Genomic DNA, 17,753 nt, shown 5'->3' with positions numbered 1-17,753 from the left:
CAATAGCTAGGATTTTCCTTTTTCGCTACTCCTGATTGGAGGCGACTGCCTTCTCGGCGGCGGCGTCCTCCTCGGCAATCAACTTTGCCTTGAGAGAGATCTTCTCGTTGGACATCTTGTCCGCGTAGATCTTCTTGCCGGTGGGGTGCTCCTCAAGCCAAATGCGGTCGGCCTCAGGCTGCCAGGCCTTCGCGTACGGCGTGGTGCGCGCGCACAGGTGGTCGACGTCCTCCGGGGTGACGTACTCCGTGGACTTGGCGTTCGCGGCATGCACGATCTTGGGCAGCATCTCGGGGTTCTCGAGCATCGGGCAGGGGCGCAGCATGTTGTCGTTCCAGGGGTAGTTCGCACGGTAAGACTGGAACAGCGGCTGACGCAGGCAATCGATGAGGTCCATGTCCTTGATGTTGGCCGTGGAGTAGTGGATGAAGACGCACGGCTCCACGTCGCCCTTGGCGTTGATGTGGCAGAACACGCGGCCGCCGGCGATGCATCCGCCGACGTACTCGCCGTCGTTCTGGAAGTCCATCGCGAAGATGGGCTTGCCGCCCTCGATGGCGCGAATCTCGCGAATGCGGTGCAGCATGTACTCGCGCTGCTCGACGGTAGGCATGAGGTCGGCGTTTGCGCCCTCGCCGACGGGCATGTAGTGGAAGTACCAAGCGTAGCGGCAGCCCTTGGAAATCAGCATGTCGAGGTAGTCATCAGAGGTGATGGCCTCGCAGTTCAGGCGCGTGTAGGCAGCGGAGGTGCCATAGATCAGGCCGTTCTTGTGCATGAGGTCGAGCGCGTTCATGACCTCCTGGTAAGATCCGTCGCCGCGACGGCCGTCGTTGGTGTCCTCCCAGCCCTCAAGCGAGACGGAGAAGACGATGTTGCCAAGGCGCTTGACCTCGTCGCAGAACGGCTGGTCGATCAGCGAGGCGTTCGTGAAGATGTTGAACACGCAGTCGTTGTGCTCCTCGGCAAGGCGCAGCACGTCCTTCTTGCGGACGAGCGGCTCACCGCCAGTCATCATATAAAGGTGGCAGCCAAGCTCGGAGCCCTGCGTGACAATCTTGTCGCACTCCTCATACGTGAGGTTTGCCCACTTCTCGTAGTCGGCACTCCAGCAGCCAACGCAGTGCTTGTTGCACGCGGAGGTCGGGTCGAAGATGATGATCCAGGGCACGTTGCACTGGTACTTGTCGGCATTTGCCGTGGTGTTGCGCAGACCGCGGAAGGCAGCCTCATAGCCACCGTTGAGGACGACGGTCTTGAGAACGTGCGGATCCGTCTCGTCGATCAGGTTCCAGAGGAAGTTCTCCCACTTAGAGCCGGGATACAGGCCGTTCCTCAGACCGCGGGTGGCGCCGGGGGCGGTATCCTTCAGCAGGTTGCCGGCCATATCGATGAGCTTATCCAGGTTCTTCTCGCGGTCCTTGCCCGAAGCCGCCTTGATAATCTGGTCAATTGCTACGCCGAACGCCTTGCGCTCTGCGGCGTGTGCGATCTTTGACTGCATGAAAATCCTCTTTCCGAACGAATTGACTGTCGGAGTGACAGTTTTGACCCACGTTTAAAACTATGAGGCAGTTTACGCCCTCTCGACTGCTCATACAAGTGCTTTTGCCCCGCACAAGTGGTCATCATCATAACAGCCATTTTTTGAACCGAGAAGTAAGATGCCAACAGCAAGCCCGTTTCGGCAGTATGCGCAAACGCTCGCGACCTATATTCTTGTTTGATGAGAAGTTTCATGAGAAACATCGTCGAGTGAGAGGAAGCCTGCTACATGGGCTATCGCACGTACACCTGCCCAATCGCCCGTTCCTGCGGAGGTTGTGAATGGCTTGCTGTTCCCTACCCCATCCAGCTCGAGCGCAAGCAAAAGGCGGTCTCTGAGCTGCTTTCGGCCATCTGCGGGGCAGACGGTTGCTCAATTGATGAGGTGGTGGGCATGGCGAAGCCCATCGGATACCGATATAAAGCGGCAACGCCCCTGGCGCCTGGGACTCACGCGAGAATTCGGTCAGGTTTTTATGCGCAGGGGACTCACCGAATTGTGCCGTGCGCAGCGTGCCTCGTTGAGCATCCACAGCTTCGCCCGATACTGAACAACGTGGCGCGCGTGGGCGAGCGTCTGGGCATTCCCGCCTATAACGAGGATCGTGGGCGCGGGCTTCTGCGTCATGCCATTGCTCGACGAGCGCTATACACCGACGATCTGCTGCTTACTATTGTAACGAACGGCGACCGCATCGCTCATGTGCAGGAATTCGTTTCTGAGTTGCGCCGCGAGAATCCCGAAATCACGAGCATCGTGCAAAACGTAAACAACCGCCGGACCAACGCAATGCTCGGAAGCCGCACGCAGCGCCTTTATGGACCTGGAACCATGCGCGACAGCCTGCTGGGATGCAATTTTGAGCTCGGTGCAACAGCGTTTTATCAGACGAACCCCTCACAAACCGAGGCTCTGTACCGCATCGCTCTAAAGGCGGCCAAGCTTTCCAGCGGAATGCGCGTGCTGGATGCATATTGTGGCGTTGGCACGATTGGCCTTTGTGCGGCGAAGACGACAGACGGCATCGAGGTGGTAGGCGTCGAGAAGGGCGAGGGGGCCGTTGAAAATGCACGCAGAAACGCAGAGCTCAACGGCCTTGAGGAGCGGGTCCGCTTTGTGAGGGCTGACGCCACTCAATACCTATGCGACGACGCTCGGGGGCGCGGCAACTACGACGTGGTTCTCATGGACCCTCCGCGAGCTGGTTCGACGCCGGAATTTCTCGGTGCAGCTAGCGACCTGAAGCCAGAGCGCATCGTCTATATCTCGTGCAACCCCCAGACGCAAGCGCGCGACCTGTGGCTTCTTCACAACCGCGGATGGCACGTCCGCAGCGCTACCCCCGTCGACATGTTCCCGCACACGAAGCACATCGAGACCGTGGTATCGCTAGAGCGATAGTGGACCAAGCCCTGTGAGAGCGTGGCTCCTTGCCAGCGCTCGGCGTCATGATCGCAAGGAAGAATCGGAAGCGATTGCTATGAGCAACATCAAGTGGGACGCAGATGATTATGCGGGGCATTTCTCGTTTGTGGCGGAATATGGCAGCTCGCTTCTCGACATGATTGATATTAGAGAAGGAATGACCTGCCTTGATCTTGGCTGCGGAAACGGCTCGCTTACCGCAAGGCTAAAAGCAGCGGACCTCGACGTGACGGGCATGGACGACTCGATCGACCAGGTCAACAAGGCAAGGCAGGACCATCCGGATATCAAGTTCTTCAAAGGCAACGCCTGCGACTTTGCATTGGAGCGACCAGTGGACTTGGTTTTTTCCAATGCCGTTTTTCACTGGATCGACAAGGAGGGGCAGCCCGACATGCTTGGATGCGTCTACCGGGCGTTAAAGCCTGGCGGACAATTTGTGTTCGAGTTTGGCGGGAAAGGAAACAACGCGCTCATCCATAGGAGTTTGGAGAAGGCGTTTGCAAGGCATGGTCGCAACTACGCGCTTCCCTTCTATTTCCCCACGATTGGCGAATACGCCTCATTGATGGAAACGGCTGGCTTTGAGGTGAGAACCATGCTGCTCTTTGACCGCAAGACAAAGCTCACGGGCGCGAATGGGCTTCATGACTGGATTCGGATGTTTATAAAGAAGCCCTTCGAAGGAATTCCCGAACGAGAGTCCGAGCAAATCATCGATGAGGTGGTGGAGGATCTGAGACCTTGCCTGTATCAAGATGGAGCCTGGTATGCCGACTATGTCCGTCTTAGATGCAAGGCGCTGAAGTGAGTCCCTTGGCATTCGCTTCAAATGGGGGCGATGTGAGGGCAGCGAGTGCCCATGCCCCGCACGACAAGGGCGTGGACGCCTTTGCCAGCTTGGGAGCTCCCATGAGAGCCTCCGACACAATGTGAGCGCTGCTGTTGTGTGGAGCTCGACTTTCGCGATGTGCGGGGCTTCTCGATAGATCCGCAGGTCACATGACGCGTTATGTGGGAGCAGGGCGAGCCTTCCTCTATTGTGTGGGACTCGGCAAAGGGACCCTCTACAGAGATGAGCCAATCGTGTGGGCAGGCGCCATGCTTCCGCAGGTCATGCAGCTCATTGTGCGGGACTGCGCAGGAAAAGGGGCGAGCAGCCCCACACAACAGAGAAGTGTGTCCCACACGATGGAAAAGCCCCATTAAAGCCCCGCCGCGTGATGCTGCCCGGAAGCGCGTCGTGTGGGAGAAGGCTGCGTTTCCGCAGGTAAAGTCTCCTGTTGTGTGGAACTCGGCATAGGCGGTTCCGCTTGGCGGGAAAATATGCCCCGCACGATAGGAAATTTCGTATCGCGTGGGGCTTCATACCGTATGGGGCCCTGTATCGTGCGGGGCTCGGTGCGCGGCGGGGCTGCCGGCGCGCCTACGCTGGGTCAATCTTCACGCGGCGGTCGTCGCCCACGTGGACGCGACCTTCGGCAAGCATCTGAATTACATCGGGGTACAGCTGGTGCTCGACCTCGTGGATGTGTGTCTCAAGCTCGTCGACGGTCCACCCCTCCTCGACCAAAACCGGGCGCTGGGCAATGATCGGTCCGCAGTCATATTTGCTGTCAGCAAAGTGCACGGTTACGCCGGTCACCTTGACGCCGTAGTCGTAGGCATCCTGAATGGCATGCGCACCCTTGAAGCTTGGCAAAAGTGCCGGGTGCAGGTTGACCACGCGGTTGGGGAACGCGTCAAGAATCGGCTTGTGAACCATGCGCATGTAGCCGGCCATGATCACATAGTCAACGTCGCGCGCCTTGAGCGACTCCGCAATCACTTGGTCAGCAATCAGCCCATCCAGGTCTTGATAGGTCTCCTTGGAAAGCGTCAGCGTCTGGATTCCAGCGGACTCCGCACGCTTCAGGCCGTACGCGCTCGGGCGCGAGCTCACTACCAGCTCAATTGTGGCGTCCAGCGTTCCAGCCGCAATGCGGTCAATGATTGCCTGGAGGTTGGTGCCGTTTCCGGAAATAAGAACGCCAAGCTTGATGCTCATCGATACACCACCTTGCCCGTGCCCTCAACGCACTCGCCCATCACAAACGGCGAGAAGCCCTGGCTCACAAGCGCCTCGCAAGTCTCGTCGACATCGTTCTTGTCGCAAATGACGCTCATGCCGACGCCCATGTTGAACGTCTTGTAAGCCTCGTCCGGCGTAAGGCCGGCGACCTTCACCATATACGTGATGACGGGCGGCACGTCCCACGCGGGACCGTCCTCGCCGCCGCGGTCCACGACAGCGTCGACGTTGGCGGGGAGCGCTCGGTTCAGGTTCTCGGTAATGCCGCCGCCCGTGATGTGCGCCATCGCGTGGATAGGGGCGCCTGCCTTAAGGGCGGCCACAAGGCCTCCCGCATAGATGGTGGTAGGACGCATGACGGCGTCCGCCAGGCTCTCGCCGCCTAGCTCGGGAAGCGGGGTCTCAAGCTCTTCGACCGTCTTGCCCTCAATCGCAACCTTGCGTACCAGCGAATAGCCGTTGGAATGAATGCCGGAGCTGGGAAGGCCGAGCACGACGTCGCCCGGATGAACTAGGTGCGGACCAATCATCTTGGGACGGTCTACGACGCCGACCACAAACCCGGCAAGGTCGTAATCGTCGGGATTCATGACGCCCGGATGTTCGGCCATCTCGCCGCCCACCAGCGCACAACCACTCATGCGGCAGCCGTCTGCAATGCCCTTCACAATCTGGGCGACGTGCTCGGCACGAAGCTTGCCAATGGCAACATAGTCAAGGAAGAACAGCGGCTCGGCGCCAATGGGAACCACGTCGTCAACGCACATGGCCACAAGGTCCTGCCCAACCGTGTCGTGCCGGTCAAGCAGCTGGGCGATGGCAAGCTTGGTCCCAACGCCGTCGGTTCCAGAGACCAGCACCGGGTCTTCCATGTCTTTGAAGCCTGCCATCGAGAAGCACGATCCAAATCCTCCCAGACCACCGATGACCTCAGGACGATTGGTCGATTTAACCGCATCTTTGATAAGATCGACGGCTCGGGCACCCTCATCTACATCCACGCCCGCGTCTGCATACGACACATGCTTGGGATTCTCGGCCATGTCAGTCTCCATTCTCCGATTCCTTGAGGTCGAACGCGATATCGGAAATGCTTATGCTAGCGTCCGAAGCGCTTGGGTCGGGATTGTGTGGCGTATATCCGGGAAGGAACTTTTCCTCATAAAAGGACTTGGGGATCTCGACGGGATAGTCCCCCGTGAAGCATGCCGTGCAATAGCCTCCGGACGGCACGCAGGAGAGTAGCCCCTCAATCGAGAGGAACCCCAGCGTATCCGCCTCAATGTAGGAGCAGATCTCCTTGAGCTCCATGTTTGCGGCAATGAGCTGATCCTGATTGGCCGTGTCGATTCCATAGAAGCAAGGCCACTTGACCATGGGGGAAGCGCTGCGCACGTGCACCTCGGTAGCGCCCGCCTCGCGCAGCATACGAACAATCTGCTTTGAGGTTGTTCCGCGCACGATGGAGTCGTCCACCATCACAATGCGCTTACCACGCACCACGTCAGGCAATGGGTTCAGCTTCAGGCGCACGCCGCGCTGGCGCAGCTCCTGCGTGGGCTGAATGAACGTGCGAGCTACATAGCGGTTCTTGATGAGGCCAGTGCCATACGGAAGCCCCAGCTCAGCGGCATAGCCTTCGGCTGCTGGCGTTCCAGAGTCAGGCACAGAGATCACGAGGTCGGCGTCAACAGGAGTTTCGCGTGCAAGGCGACGGCCCATATTGTGTCGCATGAGATAGAACGAGCTGCCGTCCTTGATGGAGTCGGGCCGCGAGAAGTACACGTGCTCAAAGATGCAGTCATGCCGGTCGGCAGGCGGAAGCCCGCGCTCCGAGCGCATTCCATCGTCAGAGATGCGGATGATCTCCCCAGGCTCGACGTCGCGCACGTAGGTAGCGCCAACGATGTCGAGCGCGCACGTCTCCGAAGCGACTACCCACTCGTTCTCTCCAAGCTTGCCCAACACCAAAGGACGAATTCCGTGAGGGTCGCGGAACGCGTAAAGCGCATTTTCGCGCGCGAGCACCATTGCGTAGCCGCCCTTGATCATTCGCATGGTATGCGCGATGCCCGAACGCAGGCGATGACCGCGCTGCGTAAAGTACCCGATCAGCTTTGCCGCGACCTCAGAGTCGGTGTTTGAGCGAAATGGGATGCCCATCTCGATGAGCTCGCGACGAAGCGAGTCAAAGTTGACCAGCGTGCCATTGTGAGCCAGCGCAATGATTGTGTCATCGATGGTCGAGAGGTGCGGCTGCGCGGCTTCCCATCCCTTTGCGCCGGCAGTGCCATAACGGCAGTGGCCAATGGCAACCTTTCCGGGCATTGCGGCAAGATCGGCCTCAGTGAAGACCTGGGTAACAAGACCGAGGTCCTTACGCACAAGCACGGTCTTCCCGTCGCCCACCGCAATGCCAGCCGACTCCTGGCCACGGTGCTGCAGCGCACGGAGGGCAAAGTACGTCATGCGCGCCGGATCGCGATTGGGTGCCCACACGCCAAAGACGCCGCACTCGTCATGAATCTCTGCGGTGTCGCCGTCGTCTTGACCTAGGTCAACGACATCCCGAACCCCACAGGTCTGTTCTGTCACGAGCCGCTCACTTCTCCCTTCGGGACGCACACGAGGATGGTGCGCCCGTAGCCGTCGATGTAGTTACAGGTGCAGAGCGTAAGCACGTGGCTCACGTTAGGAATGATGTCGGCCGCATCCGAACGGCTCGTGACCGACTTTCCCAGAAGGTCGCTGAGATACTGGTGGAACTCATCTTCCGAAGACCAGTCGAAGATGCGCACATTGGTGTCGTTCTCGTCTGTGTAATACACGAAGAGCGGCTCCAGCTCATAGGTTGCGTCTTCCGTCACATACCAAACAGTCGAGACGGAATCGAACGCCTCTTGGTTGTCCATGTCGGCGATTGGCTTGAACATGGCGCCGTTGCGCAGATGGTGCCCATAGATGATGGACTGCTGGTCCTGCATGCCAGGAGCCGTGTTCTCGGCATCCAAAAACACCTGTCCGCCAAGCGAGTAGTTGCCCTCTGCGTTGGTATGCAGGTACTCGTCGTTGTCATCCCCCTGGAAAACCGGGAAGCTCACGACAGTATTCGGTATCTGAATCCAACCGACAATGTCGGGGTTTATCGCCTTGAGCGCAGCCCAGTCGACAACCGGCGGATTGTTTCCCTCATCGTCTACCGTTGCGTATTGCGCAAGCTTCTCGTTCTCTTCGTCTTGCTGCTTATACTCCCACTGCTTGTAGCCCCACATGCCGGCCGCAACAACAAGCAGTCCGATGCCAACGGCGAACAGGATGGTTGAAATGATGCGGTTGCGACGCTTCTTAGGGTCGCGCGAACGCTTGCCCGAAAGGTCATACGGATCGGTCTCGCGATAGGCATCTGTCTTCACGCGGCGATTGCGCCTGTTGCGCGAGGCGCGAGAAGCCCCATCGTTCGATTCGGAATCACTTGAGACGACAGGAATGAAGCCTTGCGCCGAGTTCGCGTGCGCGGGCTTGTTTTCCGAGTTGCTGAAGTGCTTGCCTTGGCTGTTTGCCATGAAACGTAATGCCTTTCTTGGTAGTCCTAGTCCTAGCGCGGAGCGCGGGGAGACTAGCTGAGCTTCTTGCCCACGTATGCGGCAGCGGCGCGCTTGTCGAGGTTCCCGTTTGTGATCTTGGTGAGCTCGCCCATGACCTTGCCCATATCGCGCTTGGAGCTTGCTCCGAGTTTCTCGATGACGTCATCGGCCACGCGCTCAAGCTTATCGCCCGCAAGCTGCTCAGGAAGCAGCTGATCGAGAATCTCTGCCTGCTCAGTGAGCTCGGCAATGCGGTCGGCATGGCTCTCAGTGCCGGCCTTGCGCAGGCCATCCAGCTCCTCGGCGATGACCTTTTGAAGCTTCTTAACAACCGCAGTTACGTCAGCTTCGGTTGCATCGCGGCGGTTATCGACCTCAATCTGCTTAACGCCTTGATTTACTTGACGAAGAATGGAGAGGCGCACCTTGTCGCGCGCCTTCATGGCTCCCTTAATTTGCTCGAGCAGCTCTTCCTTCTTCACGGAACGACTTCCTTTCATGGTGCAGTGAAACAGAAGCCCGGCGGGCGCTCCCGCCGGGCAGCCGCAGTCTTTTATGCCTCGGCCATCTGACGCTTAAGGTCAACGATCTTCTGGCGGTACTCGGGCATTGTTGCGCCAAGAATCTGCGTTGCATAAATAGCGGCGTTCTTTGCTCCCCCGATTGCTACGCAGGCCACGGGTACGCCTGACGGCATCTGAACCATCGAGAGCAGCGAGTCCATTCCGCCAAGGTCGCTGGTCTTCATGGGGACGCCAACGATGGGCAGCGGGGTATAGGCGGCAACGACGCCGCCAAGGTGCGCAGCCTTGCCAGCTGCGGCAATGATTACCTTGATGCCGCGATCTGCGGCTGTCGTTGCCCACTCATGGACCTTTTCTGGTGCGCGGTGAGCCGACGCGACGACGAGCTCGTAGGGAACTCCAAGCTCATCGAGCTCTGCAGTGCAGGCCTCCATTGCCGGCATATCCGACTTTGACCCCATGATGATTCCAACAAGCGGTGCGATCGCGTCTGCCATGCGTCCTCCTTGATGTTGTCTCATAGACTTCTTCAGTATAGTTGCACCTTGTCAATGACGGCGAGAAGGTCAAAAAGCCTTCGCATCTGCGCAGGTTAGAAGCATGTGTCGTTCTGCGGCTCTCGCTCCTCCCTGTCGGCAGTTATTATGAGGAACGGTATTCGTCAGCGGATGCTCAAAGTGTTCGCTTTTTTGAGAGGGACATAATGACTTCAAGCAATCCCGTCCTCTACCAGCGCAAAGGCGCCTATATTCCGCGTGTGGCCGCAGTCCATGATCTGTGCGGCTATGGCAAATGCTCGCTTGGCACCGCCATCCCCGTTCTTTCCGCAGCAGGCTGCGACGTATGCCCTGTGCCCACGTCGCTCTTCTCGGCTCACACGCGTTTCCCCATTTTCTACATGCATGACACCACTTCTATGCTCAATGACTACCTGGACGCCTGGATTAAAGAAGGCGTCGAGCTGGACGCTATCTACTCTGGTTTCCTTGGCTCTGCAGAGCAAGTGGAAAGCATCAAGCGCCTATACCGCGAGCACCCCAAGGCACTTCGCATCGTTGACCCCGTGATGGGCGACGACGGCATCCTCTATCCCACCTATACAAAGGAGCTCTGCGACAAGACGCGCGAGCTGGTAAAGGATGCAGACGTGCTGACGCCCAATCTTACCGAGGCGCACATTCTGACCGGCATGGACTATCACGGCACGGACCTTTCTGATGCCGAGGTGGACGCCTACCTCGATGCAATGATCGAGATGGGCGCAAAGGCTGTTGTGCTGAAGGGCGTCATGCGCAATGACGGAACGCTTCGCAACTTTATCGCAGGCAGAGACTTTGACCGTGTTGAGGTAGCCATCGAGCAGCTCCCGTACATGTGCCACGGCACCGGCGACCTCTTTGCCTCGGCCATGCTCGGCGCAATCATGTGCGGGAAGGGGCTGCGCGACGCGGTGCAGTTTGCCAGCGGGTTTGTCCGCGAGTCTATGATCTTGACGCGTTACCAGCCAGACAACGTTGCGCGCGGAGTGTCGTTTGAAAGCATTCTCGGGGAGGTCACCGAGCTAGTGCCCCGACCGGAAGTCCCCCGCTCCTAGGCAATCGTCGCCAAAAAAGCGACAAGCAATAAGGGCGGTCCCTCACTACGTCGAGAAGGGACCGCCCGCTTCTTGTTGGAAGCCCATCCGCGCCGCCTCGTAGCGGACGCTGCTGCTATTGGCTGTCAGACGAGCTGGACGAAGACGAGCCAGTGAGGTCAGAGATAATCTGCACCGGAGTGAACGACGTGGTGATGGCGTCGCGCAGCTCGTCCTGAACGTCGTCGTTGACGCCCGTAATCGAACAATTGAAGTACACGCCATCAGACGACTGAGTCTTTGTCCAGACGAAGGTCATGAACGACGTGACGTCGCCCGTCGGCTTGAAGAAGCCAAAGAACGAGGACTGCTGGAAGTTGCCCTCAGAGTCCATATGGACGTTCACGTGGTAGATGACGGTGTCGATATTGGGGTTGAGCAGACAGTTGACCGAAAATGCGGCTGCTTGCACCTGCGAGCCAGCGAAGCACTCAAGAGCGTCTTCAGAGGATGTGTCGATGACCGTGACCTCAACGGTTCCCGTGTTCTCGTCGGCTTCCTGGACGGAGAAGTCCTCGGGGAACTGCGTGAAACCGTTGCCCCACTCCACTCCGCCGCGCAGGGCAGAGGCAACTGTAGAAACCGTAACGTTGCTCGAAAGGTCAGCCGTGTTGGAGCGGCGCACCAAACCATAGATAACCTGTGCGGCGACAATGACGACGAGGAGCGTTACAACAACGCCGACAGCGGTCTTTGCAATGACCTGGCCAACGTTCGAGCCTGAGGGGTCTCCGGCAGACAGCGGGTCAAATTCCTCTCCCTGTCCTTTTTCGCTGCGCAGTTTCTTTTCACGACGAGCACGCTCTTCGTTTGAGTGACCAGTTTCGTCGACGGTCTCAAAGAGCTTCTCGGCCTCGTCTTCGGTCAAGGCGTTTGTCTGTCTGCGTGCTACCTCGTACTTCTTAGCCATTGAAACTCTCCCCGTCGCTGGGATTAGTCATGGTAAGCCTGTGCGACACAGCGTCACAAATGAGGGCGCCTACCACAGTTTTAGCGTCTTCAATCTTACCGTCAAGGACGGCGTCGACAAGATCTGGCAGCTCAACGAGGTCAACGTTGATGAACTCGTCGGCATCGGGACTGGAGCCCTTAAAAATCAGGCCCGATGCCATGTAGATATGAATGAGCTCGTCGCAGAATCCGTCAGACGTGGCAATGGTAGTCAGATAGGCCATTTTATCTGCAACCATTCCGGTTTCCTCAAGCAGCTCGCGATTTGCCGCCTCAAGGGGGTCCTCGCCAGGCGTCAGCTTGCCAGCGGGAATTTCTACCGTCACGCGGCCAAGCGCCGTGCGGTACTGGCGAACAAGGCAGATGCGACCTTCGTCAGTAAGAGCAACAATGGCTACGGCTCCGGGATGGCGCACCACATCACGAAGGGCAATCCGACCGTCTGGCATACGAACACGAAGGCGGTTGACGTTAAAGATGCGACCCTTCCAGGCGACATCCTCAGAGACGGGCACTTCAGAGAGACTGGCGTCACGCGGGTCCTCGTCACCCAAGACAAGGCGACGAGCGACGGGCTCGCCGGACAGGTGGTCTTGCCTCGTGCGGTCGCCGTCGTAGGTAAGGCTGTTTGCAACGGAGCGCATGTCAGAGACGGCGTCGCGAAGGTCGTCCATTGTGGGTCTTGCAGAGAAGTCTGTCTGCAACGCAGAGACAGGCTCATCCGTTGACTGGCTTGTGGACTCGTCCTTCTCGTTCTTGTTCTGAATGTTCTTGTTGCTATCGGCCGTCAAGCGCCTTGCGCCCCTTTCAATACTAGATGCCCTCTAGAGGTTCTGCCTGCCGAGAATTGCCTTCATGCCAATGTCGTGACGGAACGTCTTGCCCTCAAAGTTGATGAGGTCACAGGCGGCGTAGGCCTGCTTGCGGGCATCATCGAAGGTGTCTGCCACGGCGGTTACATCCAGCACGCGACCACCGGCAGTCACAAGCTGCCCGTCATCAGAAAGCGCAGTACCCGCATGGTAGACGGTAACGCCCTCGAGCTTCTCGGCATTCTCGATTCCCGTGATGGGCTTGCCCGTCTCGTATTTGCCGGGGTAGCCGGCGCTGGTAAGCACCACAGAGACCGCCCAGTCATCATCCCAAGAAACCATGTCAGGAGAAAGCGTGCCATTGTCGCAGGCAAGAAACGCCTCGAGGAGGTCGCCACGCATGCGCGGGAGAACAACCTGGGTCTCGGGGTCGCCAAAGCGCGCGTTGAACTCAAGCACCTTGGGACCGTCCTTGGTAAGCATGAAGCCGCCATAAAGACAGCCAGAGTAGGTAATGCCCTCAGAGTTAAGCTCATCAACCACGCGCTGCTCGATTGCAATCATCGCGGAAAGCTCTTCGTCAGTCACCAGCGGGACAGGAGAGTAGACGCCCATGCCACCAGTATTGGGACCCTTGTCTCCATCAAGGGCGCGCTTGTGGTCTTGCGAGGTGGCAAGCGGCACCAGCGTATGGCCGTCAGTAAGAGCGAGAAGAGAGCACTCGGGCCCTTCAAGGGTCTCCTCAATCACAACGGTGCTGCCAGCCTCGCCAAAGTGACCTGAGAAGCACTCGTGAACGCCGTCTAGCGCCTCATCAGTGGTTGAGGCAACAATGACGCCTTTGCCAGCCGCCAGACCGTCTGCCTTCACGACGCAGGGGCCGCCAATGCGCTTGACATAATCGGCACAGGACTGCTCGTCGGTGAACGAGCGCCATGCGGCCGTAGGGACGCCAGCGCGGGCCATGACCTGCTTGGCAAACTTCTTGGAGCCCTCCATGCGAGCCGCAGAGGCGTTGGGGCCGAAGCAGGCGACGCCAGCTGAGCGCACCGCGTCTGCCACGCCTTCGACAAGCGGTGCCTCGGGACCGATGACCACGAGGCCAATGCCCTGCTTGCGGGCAAAGTCTGCAACCTCGACTGGAGAATTCTGATTGATGCCGGCTCGCTCGGCTATTGCGTACATGCCGCCATTGCCCGGCGCAACCCACAACTTGCCTGCACGGGGAGATTCGGCAAGCTTGGTGAGCAGCGCATGCTCACGACCGCCGGCGCCAAGCAGCAGGATGTCAATCTTTGAATCGCTCATGGATGGGCCTCCCTAACAAGCTGTGCCGGCGCACAGGCGCCGGCATCAGCATAAAGAGCTCTACTTCCAGCCACGGTTGATGGTCTGCTCGCGGTCAGGCCCAACCGTGATGATGGAGACGCGCACGCCTGCGAGCTGCTCGAGGAAGTCGATGTAGTCCTTGGCCTCGCGGGGGAGCTGGTAGAAGTTGCGAACGTTGGAGATGTCGCACTTCCATCCTGGCAGGGTCTCGTAGACGGGCTTTGCGTGGTAGAAGACGCCCTGGAACTCGGGGACGGTCTTGTAGGTCTTGCCGTCGCACTCGTAGGCAACGCAGACCTTGATCTCGTCCAGGCAGCCGAGGACGTCGAGCTTGGTGATGGCAAGGTCGGTAAGACCGTTCACGCGGGCGGCGTAGTTGACAACAACGGCATCGTACCAGCCGCAGCGACGCTTGCGACCAGTAGTAACGCCATACTCATGGCCAACCTCGCCCAGCTTGTCGCCAACCTCGTCAAACAGCTCTGTCGGGAAAGGACCGGAGCCAACACGCGTGAGGTACGCCTTTGCAACGCCAAGGACGCGAGAGATCTGGGTGGGACCAACTCCCGAGCCGGTGACGGCTCCACCAGCGGTGCAGTTGGAGCTCGTGACGAACGGATAGGTGCCGTGATCGATGTCCAGCATCGTTGCCTGGGCGCCCTCAAAGAGGATGTTCTTCCCGGCCTCGAGCTGCTCGTTCAAGAACATGGAGCTCTCGACGATGTAGGGGCGGATGCGCTCGGCATACGGCAGATAGGTCTCGCAGATTTGGTCGACCGTGTAGGTGGGGAGCTCATAGACCTTCTCGAGAATGGGGTTGGTGTAAGACAGCGCCGCGTCGAGCTTCTCGCGGAAGATCTTCTCGTCCAGCATGTCCTGAATGCGCAGACCGATACGGTTCATCTTGTCCATATAGGTAGGACCAACGCCGCGCTTGGTGGTGCCGATGAGGTTCTTTCCGAGCTTCTTCTCGTGCGCGCCATCAAGGTCTTTGTGATAGGGCATCACGATATGAGCGTTCCCCGAGATCTTGAGGTCATCGCAAGAGATGCCTTGCTCTTCGAGCATGTCAATCTCGCTCAGAAGAATCTCCGGGTCAACGATGCAGCCGTTGCCGATGACGGGATAGACGCCCTTGTACATAACGCCAGAGGGAACCTGGTGAAGGGCTAGCTTATGACCGCCAGCAATGACGGTATGACCTGCGTTGGCACCGCCGGCATAGCGGCAAACGACGTCATAATCGCCAGAAATAAGGTCGGTCACCTTGCCCTTGCCCTCGTCGCCCCACTGAGTACCCACGAGAACTGTAGCCGGCATTGCTTCTCCTTCGATTGTTGTGAGAATGGCGCCGGCTCATGCCGGCAACCACGAAAGCCCGCAGTCGGTCTTCCGCATTATGTAAGTATACGGCATGAACGAGCCCGCGCAGCGACGGTCGGCGGTCGCCATGATGACTCCGCTAGTCGTTTGGATAACGATTGGTTACTTCGAGGAACTTGGTCTTGTTGCCCACAAAGGTGAGGGGCACCTCGCCGAGCGCGCCGGAGCGGTTCTTTGCGATTATGAAGTTGGTGATGCCAACGTCGGGACGGTCGTCGCGCGCGGCCTCGTCCTCGGTCATCGAGCGGTCAAGCAGGATAACGATGTCCGCATCCTGCTCGATGGAGCCGGATTCGCGCAGGTCGGAGAGCTGGGGCTTCTGGCCCTTTCGATCGGTGACCTGACGATTGAGCTGAGAGAGCGCAATGACGGGGCAGTTGAGGTCCTTGGCCATGATCTTGATGCCACGAGACATCTCGGAGACCTCAGTGGCACGGCTGTCAGCACGGTGCCCCCCGACGGGCGGGGAAAGCAGCTGCAGGTAGTCGACAATAACCACGCCAAGCTCTTTGCCGTGAAGCATGCGACGCGCCTTTGCGCGAATCTCAGTAACTGTCGTGCCAGGCGTATCGTCAATCATGATATCGAGACGCGAGAGGTCGTCGGTGGCCTGGAGAAGCATTGGCCACTGGTTGTCACGAATGCGCGCCGCGCGAATGTCCTGCAGAGAGACGCCCGATTGCGACGAGAGCAAGCGTTGCGCAATCTCGACCTTGCTCATCTCAAGAGAGAAGAACGCGACGCTCGCGCCGTCAGCAGCAGCGTTGACAGCAAGGTTCAGCGCAAACGATGTCTTACCGACACCAGGACGGGCGCCGACGACAACCATCTGACCAGGGCGAAGGCCCAGAAGCATGGCGTCGATGGAGGGAAATCCCGTGCTTACGCCAAGCTTCTTCGACTGGTCGGCGCAGAGCTCGCCCAGCTGCTCATAGTACTCGCCCATAATCTCTTCGAGCGACTGGTAGCTGTTGCGGACATCTCGGTTGGTCACGTCCAGAAGGAGCTTCTCAGCCCTGTCGACAACCTCTTTTGTATTCTCGGGGGCGTCGTAGGCTAAGGCGGTGATCTGGGCAGACGCCGAAATCATGCGTCTGAGCGTAGAGTCGCGACGAATCATGTCAACGTGGTTATGCCAGCCCGCCAGCGCCAGCGTGTTGTTGCCAAGGTCAAGCAGATAAGCTCTGCCACCGACACGCTCAAGCTCGCCCTGCGTCTTGAGATAGTCAGCGAGGGAAATGGTGTCTACAGGCAGATTGCGAGAGAACATCTCTGAGATTGCAGAGAAGATCTTCTGGTTTGAAGGAATGTAGAAGTCATCCGGCTCGAGCTCAACAAGACACTCTTGCAGAACGTCACGAGACAAGATCATGGCCGAGAGAACAGAGGCCTCTGCCTCCGGGTCCTGCGGCATTGCGGTCTCGTGCGTTGCGGTCATTCTCGTTGGGTTGATATCGAAGTCTTCTTGAGGCAAGGGGTCCTTCTCTTTCTCAGTCTCTCTGTGAGCGTAGAAACGCTTGTGTTGAGGATGCTACATCAAATATAGGGATGCCAGCGGACGAGTGCGGCGAGGCCATGAGCAACCATCCACTGAGATTGTTAATGGTCCACGCCTAATAGCGGGGGTTTCTCGAGTTTTCAACGTTTTCAACAATTTTTTCCGCTGTTCTGATTTGTCAAGCCCCCGTAAACCGGACAAATTCACATTTATGCAAAATGAGCTGCGTTTTCCTACGATTTTATTGCTGCCTATCCGTTCGTCTAACGTTTCCGCAGGTAAATGGCACAAAGAAATTCAGTAAAAAAGATTGCCCCGCGGCGCGAATTCACTCACGGGGCAATCACGAAAAGAACATAGCGGAATTTTCCGCTTACAACCAAGCCCTCTACCTGTGGTTATTGTTGAAATCCCCAGCTAGAAATGGTGGTTGTTCAAAACTTGACAAGCTACTCAGAAACAGCCTCGGTATTCTCCTCGGCATTCTCCTCAGCCTCTGCCTCGGGCTCTTTCTCGGGCGCGGGCTCGGCTGCGTCGACACCGACGAGCACGGTGATCGTGGCGTTGATGTCACGATAGAGGTTGACCTCGACCTTGTGGGCACCAGAGGTCTTAATGGTTGCGCCGCGAGCAATGCGCTTGCGGTCAAGCTCAACGCCAAGCTGAGCCTTGATGGCGTCGACAATCTGCTGAGAGGTGACAGAGCCAAAGAGCTGGCCCTCATCGCCAATCTTGGCGTCAACCTTCACAGACTTGCCGTCAAGAACGGCCTTGGTCGCCTCGGCATCAGCAATGCGCTTCTCCTCGCGCTTTGCGATGTTATGGCGGCGCTCCTCAAGCTGCTTGATGTTGCCGGGGGTCGCAGGCTGGGCAATCTTGTTGGGGAACAGATAGTTCTCTGCATAGCCCTGGGCGACGTCTACGATGTCGCCCTCGCCACCCTTGCCCCTGAGCTCATCCAAGAGGATGACTTTCATGGGATACTCCTTAGAACAAT

General features: G+C 58.3%; 16 protein-coding genes. 3 read left to right on the top strand and 13 right to left on the bottom strand.

Annotated features, from left to right (window positions below):
- Positions 1–25: 25 nt before the first annotated feature.
- Positions 26–1,504 carry a radical SAM protein gene (locus ACOYJL_RS08745; RefSeq protein WP_433569840.1) on the bottom strand — a complete coding sequence of 493 codons (1,479 nt, stop codon included), beginning with the start codon at positions 1,502–1,504 and terminating at the stop codon, positions 26–28.
- A 270-nt stretch (positions 1,505–1,774) separates the two neighbouring features.
- Between ACOYJL_RS08745 and rlmD the strand changes: the two genes are divergently transcribed.
- Together rlmD and ACOYJL_RS08735 are read left to right on the top strand one after the other, a co-directional pair.
- Positions 1,775–2,947, top strand: coding sequence for a 23S rRNA (uracil(1939)-C(5))-methyltransferase RlmD (rlmD, locus tag ACOYJL_RS08740; RefSeq protein WP_433569839.1), 1,173 nt, complete (start codon positions 1,775–1,777; stop codon positions 2,945–2,947).
- A 13-nt stretch (positions 2,948–2,960) separates the two neighbouring features.
- The gene (locus tag ACOYJL_RS08735) at positions 2,961–3,782 is read left to right on the top strand and encodes a class I SAM-dependent methyltransferase (RefSeq protein WP_433569838.1); all 822 of its coding nucleotides are present in this window, start codon (positions 2,961–2,963) and stop codon (positions 3,780–3,782) included.
- A 615-nt stretch (positions 3,783–4,397) separates the two neighbouring features.
- Here ACOYJL_RS08735 and purN read toward each other — a convergent pair.
- From purN to purE, 6 genes are all read right to left on the bottom strand, one after another.
- Positions 4,398–5,018, bottom strand: coding sequence for a phosphoribosylglycinamide formyltransferase (gene purN, locus ACOYJL_RS08730; protein WP_433569837.1), 621 nt, complete (start codon positions 5,016–5,018; stop codon positions 4,398–4,400).
- Positions 5,015–6,085: a phosphoribosylformylglycinamidine cyclo-ligase gene (purM, locus tag ACOYJL_RS08725; protein WP_433569854.1), complete on the bottom strand. Its 1,071-nt coding sequence runs from the start codon at positions 6,083–6,085 to the stop codon at positions 5,015–5,017. The genes purN and purM overlap by 4 nt, the downstream gene beginning before the upstream one ends.
- Position 6,086: 1 nt before the next feature.
- Complete coding sequence (gene purF, locus ACOYJL_RS08720) at positions 6,087–7,637, bottom strand: amidophosphoribosyltransferase (RefSeq protein ID WP_433569836.1); 1,551 nt, start codon at positions 7,635–7,637, stop codon at positions 6,087–6,089.
- Complete coding sequence (srtB, locus tag ACOYJL_RS08715) at positions 7,634–8,605, bottom strand: class B sortase (RefSeq protein ID WP_433569835.1); 972 nt, start codon at positions 8,603–8,605, stop codon at positions 7,634–7,636. Before srtB ends, purF begins: the two co-directional genes overlap by 4 nt.
- A 53-nt stretch (positions 8,606–8,658) precedes the next feature.
- Positions 8,659–9,108, bottom strand: coding sequence for a GatB/YqeY domain-containing protein (locus tag ACOYJL_RS08710; RefSeq protein ID WP_433569834.1), 450 nt, complete (start codon positions 9,106–9,108; stop codon positions 8,659–8,661).
- A 71-nt stretch (positions 9,109–9,179) separates the two neighbouring features.
- The gene (purE, locus tag ACOYJL_RS08705) at positions 9,180–9,647 is read right to left on the bottom strand and encodes a 5-(carboxyamino)imidazole ribonucleotide mutase (RefSeq protein WP_433569833.1); all 468 of its coding nucleotides are present in this window, start codon (positions 9,645–9,647) and stop codon (positions 9,180–9,182) included.
- 206 nt (positions 9,648–9,853) lie between these two features.
- Here purE and ACOYJL_RS08700 point away from each other — a divergent pair, with 206 nt between their 5' ends.
- Positions 9,854–10,744, top strand: coding sequence for a pyridoxamine kinase (locus ACOYJL_RS08700; RefSeq protein WP_433569832.1), 891 nt, complete (start codon positions 9,854–9,856; stop codon positions 10,742–10,744).
- A 115-nt stretch (positions 10,745–10,859) separates the two neighbouring features.
- Here ACOYJL_RS08700 and ACOYJL_RS08695 read toward each other — a convergent pair whose 3' ends face one another.
- The 6 genes from ACOYJL_RS08695 to rplI all read right to left on the bottom strand — a co-directional run bounded on the left by ACOYJL_RS08695 (position 10,860) and on the right by rplI (position 17,733).
- Positions 10,860–11,693: a hypothetical protein gene (locus ACOYJL_RS08695; RefSeq protein WP_433569831.1), complete on the bottom strand. Its 834-nt coding sequence runs from the start codon at positions 11,691–11,693 to the stop codon at positions 10,860–10,862.
- Positions 11,686–12,408, bottom strand: coding sequence for an NUDIX domain-containing protein (locus ACOYJL_RS08690; RefSeq protein WP_433569853.1), 723 nt, complete (start codon positions 12,406–12,408; stop codon positions 11,686–11,688). Before ACOYJL_RS08690 ends, ACOYJL_RS08695 begins: the two co-directional genes overlap by 8 nt.
- A 150-nt stretch (positions 12,409–12,558) precedes the next feature.
- The gene (gene purD / locus ACOYJL_RS08685; RefSeq protein ID WP_433569830.1) at positions 12,559–13,854 is read right to left on the bottom strand and encodes a phosphoribosylamine--glycine ligase; all 1,296 of its coding nucleotides are present in this window, start codon (positions 13,852–13,854) and stop codon (positions 12,559–12,561) included.
- A 60-nt stretch (positions 13,855–13,914) separates the two neighbouring features.
- A complete protein-coding gene (locus ACOYJL_RS08680) occupies positions 13,915–15,195 on the bottom strand; it encodes an adenylosuccinate synthase (RefSeq protein ID WP_433569829.1) in 1,281 nt (426 codons plus the stop codon).
- Between the two features lie 142 nt (positions 15,196–15,337).
- Complete coding sequence (dnaB, locus tag ACOYJL_RS08675; protein WP_433569852.1) at positions 15,338–16,696, bottom strand: replicative DNA helicase; 1,359 nt, start codon at positions 16,694–16,696, stop codon at positions 15,338–15,340.
- Between the two features lie 509 nt (positions 16,697–17,205).
- A complete protein-coding gene (gene rplI, locus ACOYJL_RS08670; protein ID WP_433569828.1) occupies positions 17,206–17,733 on the bottom strand; it encodes a 50S ribosomal protein L9 in 528 nt (175 codons plus the stop codon).
- Positions 17,734–17,753: the final 20 nt, after the last annotated feature.

Origin of the sequence: Tractidigestivibacter sp. (assembly GCF_050946515.1) — a bacterium.
Taxonomy (GTDB): Bacteria; Actinomycetota; Coriobacteriia; order Coriobacteriales; family Atopobiaceae; genus Tractidigestivibacter.
The sequence above is the reverse complement of the archived record's forward strand: the minus strand, read 5'-3'. Positions and strand labels throughout refer to the sequence as shown.

Excerpts from the sequence above, each read along its gene's own strand:
- ACOYJL_RS08745 (WP_433569840.1), bottom strand. The coding sequence starts at position 1,504 with ATGCAGTCAAAGATCGCACACGCCGCAGAGCGCAAGGCGTTCGGCGTA.
- rlmD (WP_433569839.1), top strand. The coding sequence starts at position 1,775 with ATGGGCTATCGCACGTACACCTGCCCAATCGCCCGTTCCTGCGGAGGT.
- purN (WP_433569837.1), bottom strand. The coding sequence starts at position 5,018 with ATGAGCATCAAGCTTGGCGTTCTTATTTCCGGAAACGGCACCAACCTC.
- purM (WP_433569854.1), bottom strand. The coding sequence starts at position 6,085 with ATGGCCGAGAATCCCAAGCATGTGTCGTATGCAGACGCGGGCGTGGAT.
- srtB (WP_433569835.1), bottom strand. The coding sequence starts at position 8,605 with ATGGCAAACAGCCAAGGCAAGCACTTCAGCAACTCGGAAAACAAGCCC.
- purE (WP_433569833.1), bottom strand. The coding sequence starts at position 9,647 with ATGGCAGACGCGATCGCACCGCTTGTTGGAATCATCATGGGGTCAAAG.
- ACOYJL_RS08700 (WP_433569832.1), top strand. The coding sequence starts at position 9,854 with ATGACTTCAAGCAATCCCGTCCTCTACCAGCGCAAAGGCGCCTATATT.
- ACOYJL_RS08695 (WP_433569831.1), bottom strand. The coding sequence starts at position 11,693 with ATGGCTAAGAAGTACGAGGTAGCACGCAGACAGACAAACGCCTTGACC.
- ACOYJL_RS08690 (WP_433569853.1), bottom strand. The coding sequence starts at position 12,408 with ATGGACGACCTTCGCGACGCCGTCTCTGACATGCGCTCCGTTGCAAAC.
- purD (WP_433569830.1), bottom strand. The coding sequence starts at position 13,854 with ATGAGCGATTCAAAGATTGACATCCTGCTGCTTGGCGCCGGCGGTCGT.
- ACOYJL_RS08680 (WP_433569829.1), bottom strand. The coding sequence starts at position 15,195 with ATGCCGGCTACAGTTCTCGTGGGTACTCAGTGGGGCGACGAGGGCAAG.
- dnaB (WP_433569852.1), bottom strand. The coding sequence starts at position 16,696 with ATGACCGCAACGCACGAGACCGCAATGCCGCAGGACCCGGAGGCAGAG.
- rplI (WP_433569828.1), bottom strand. The coding sequence starts at position 17,733 with ATGAAAGTCATCCTCTTGGATGAGCTCAGGGGCAAGGGTGGCGAGGGC.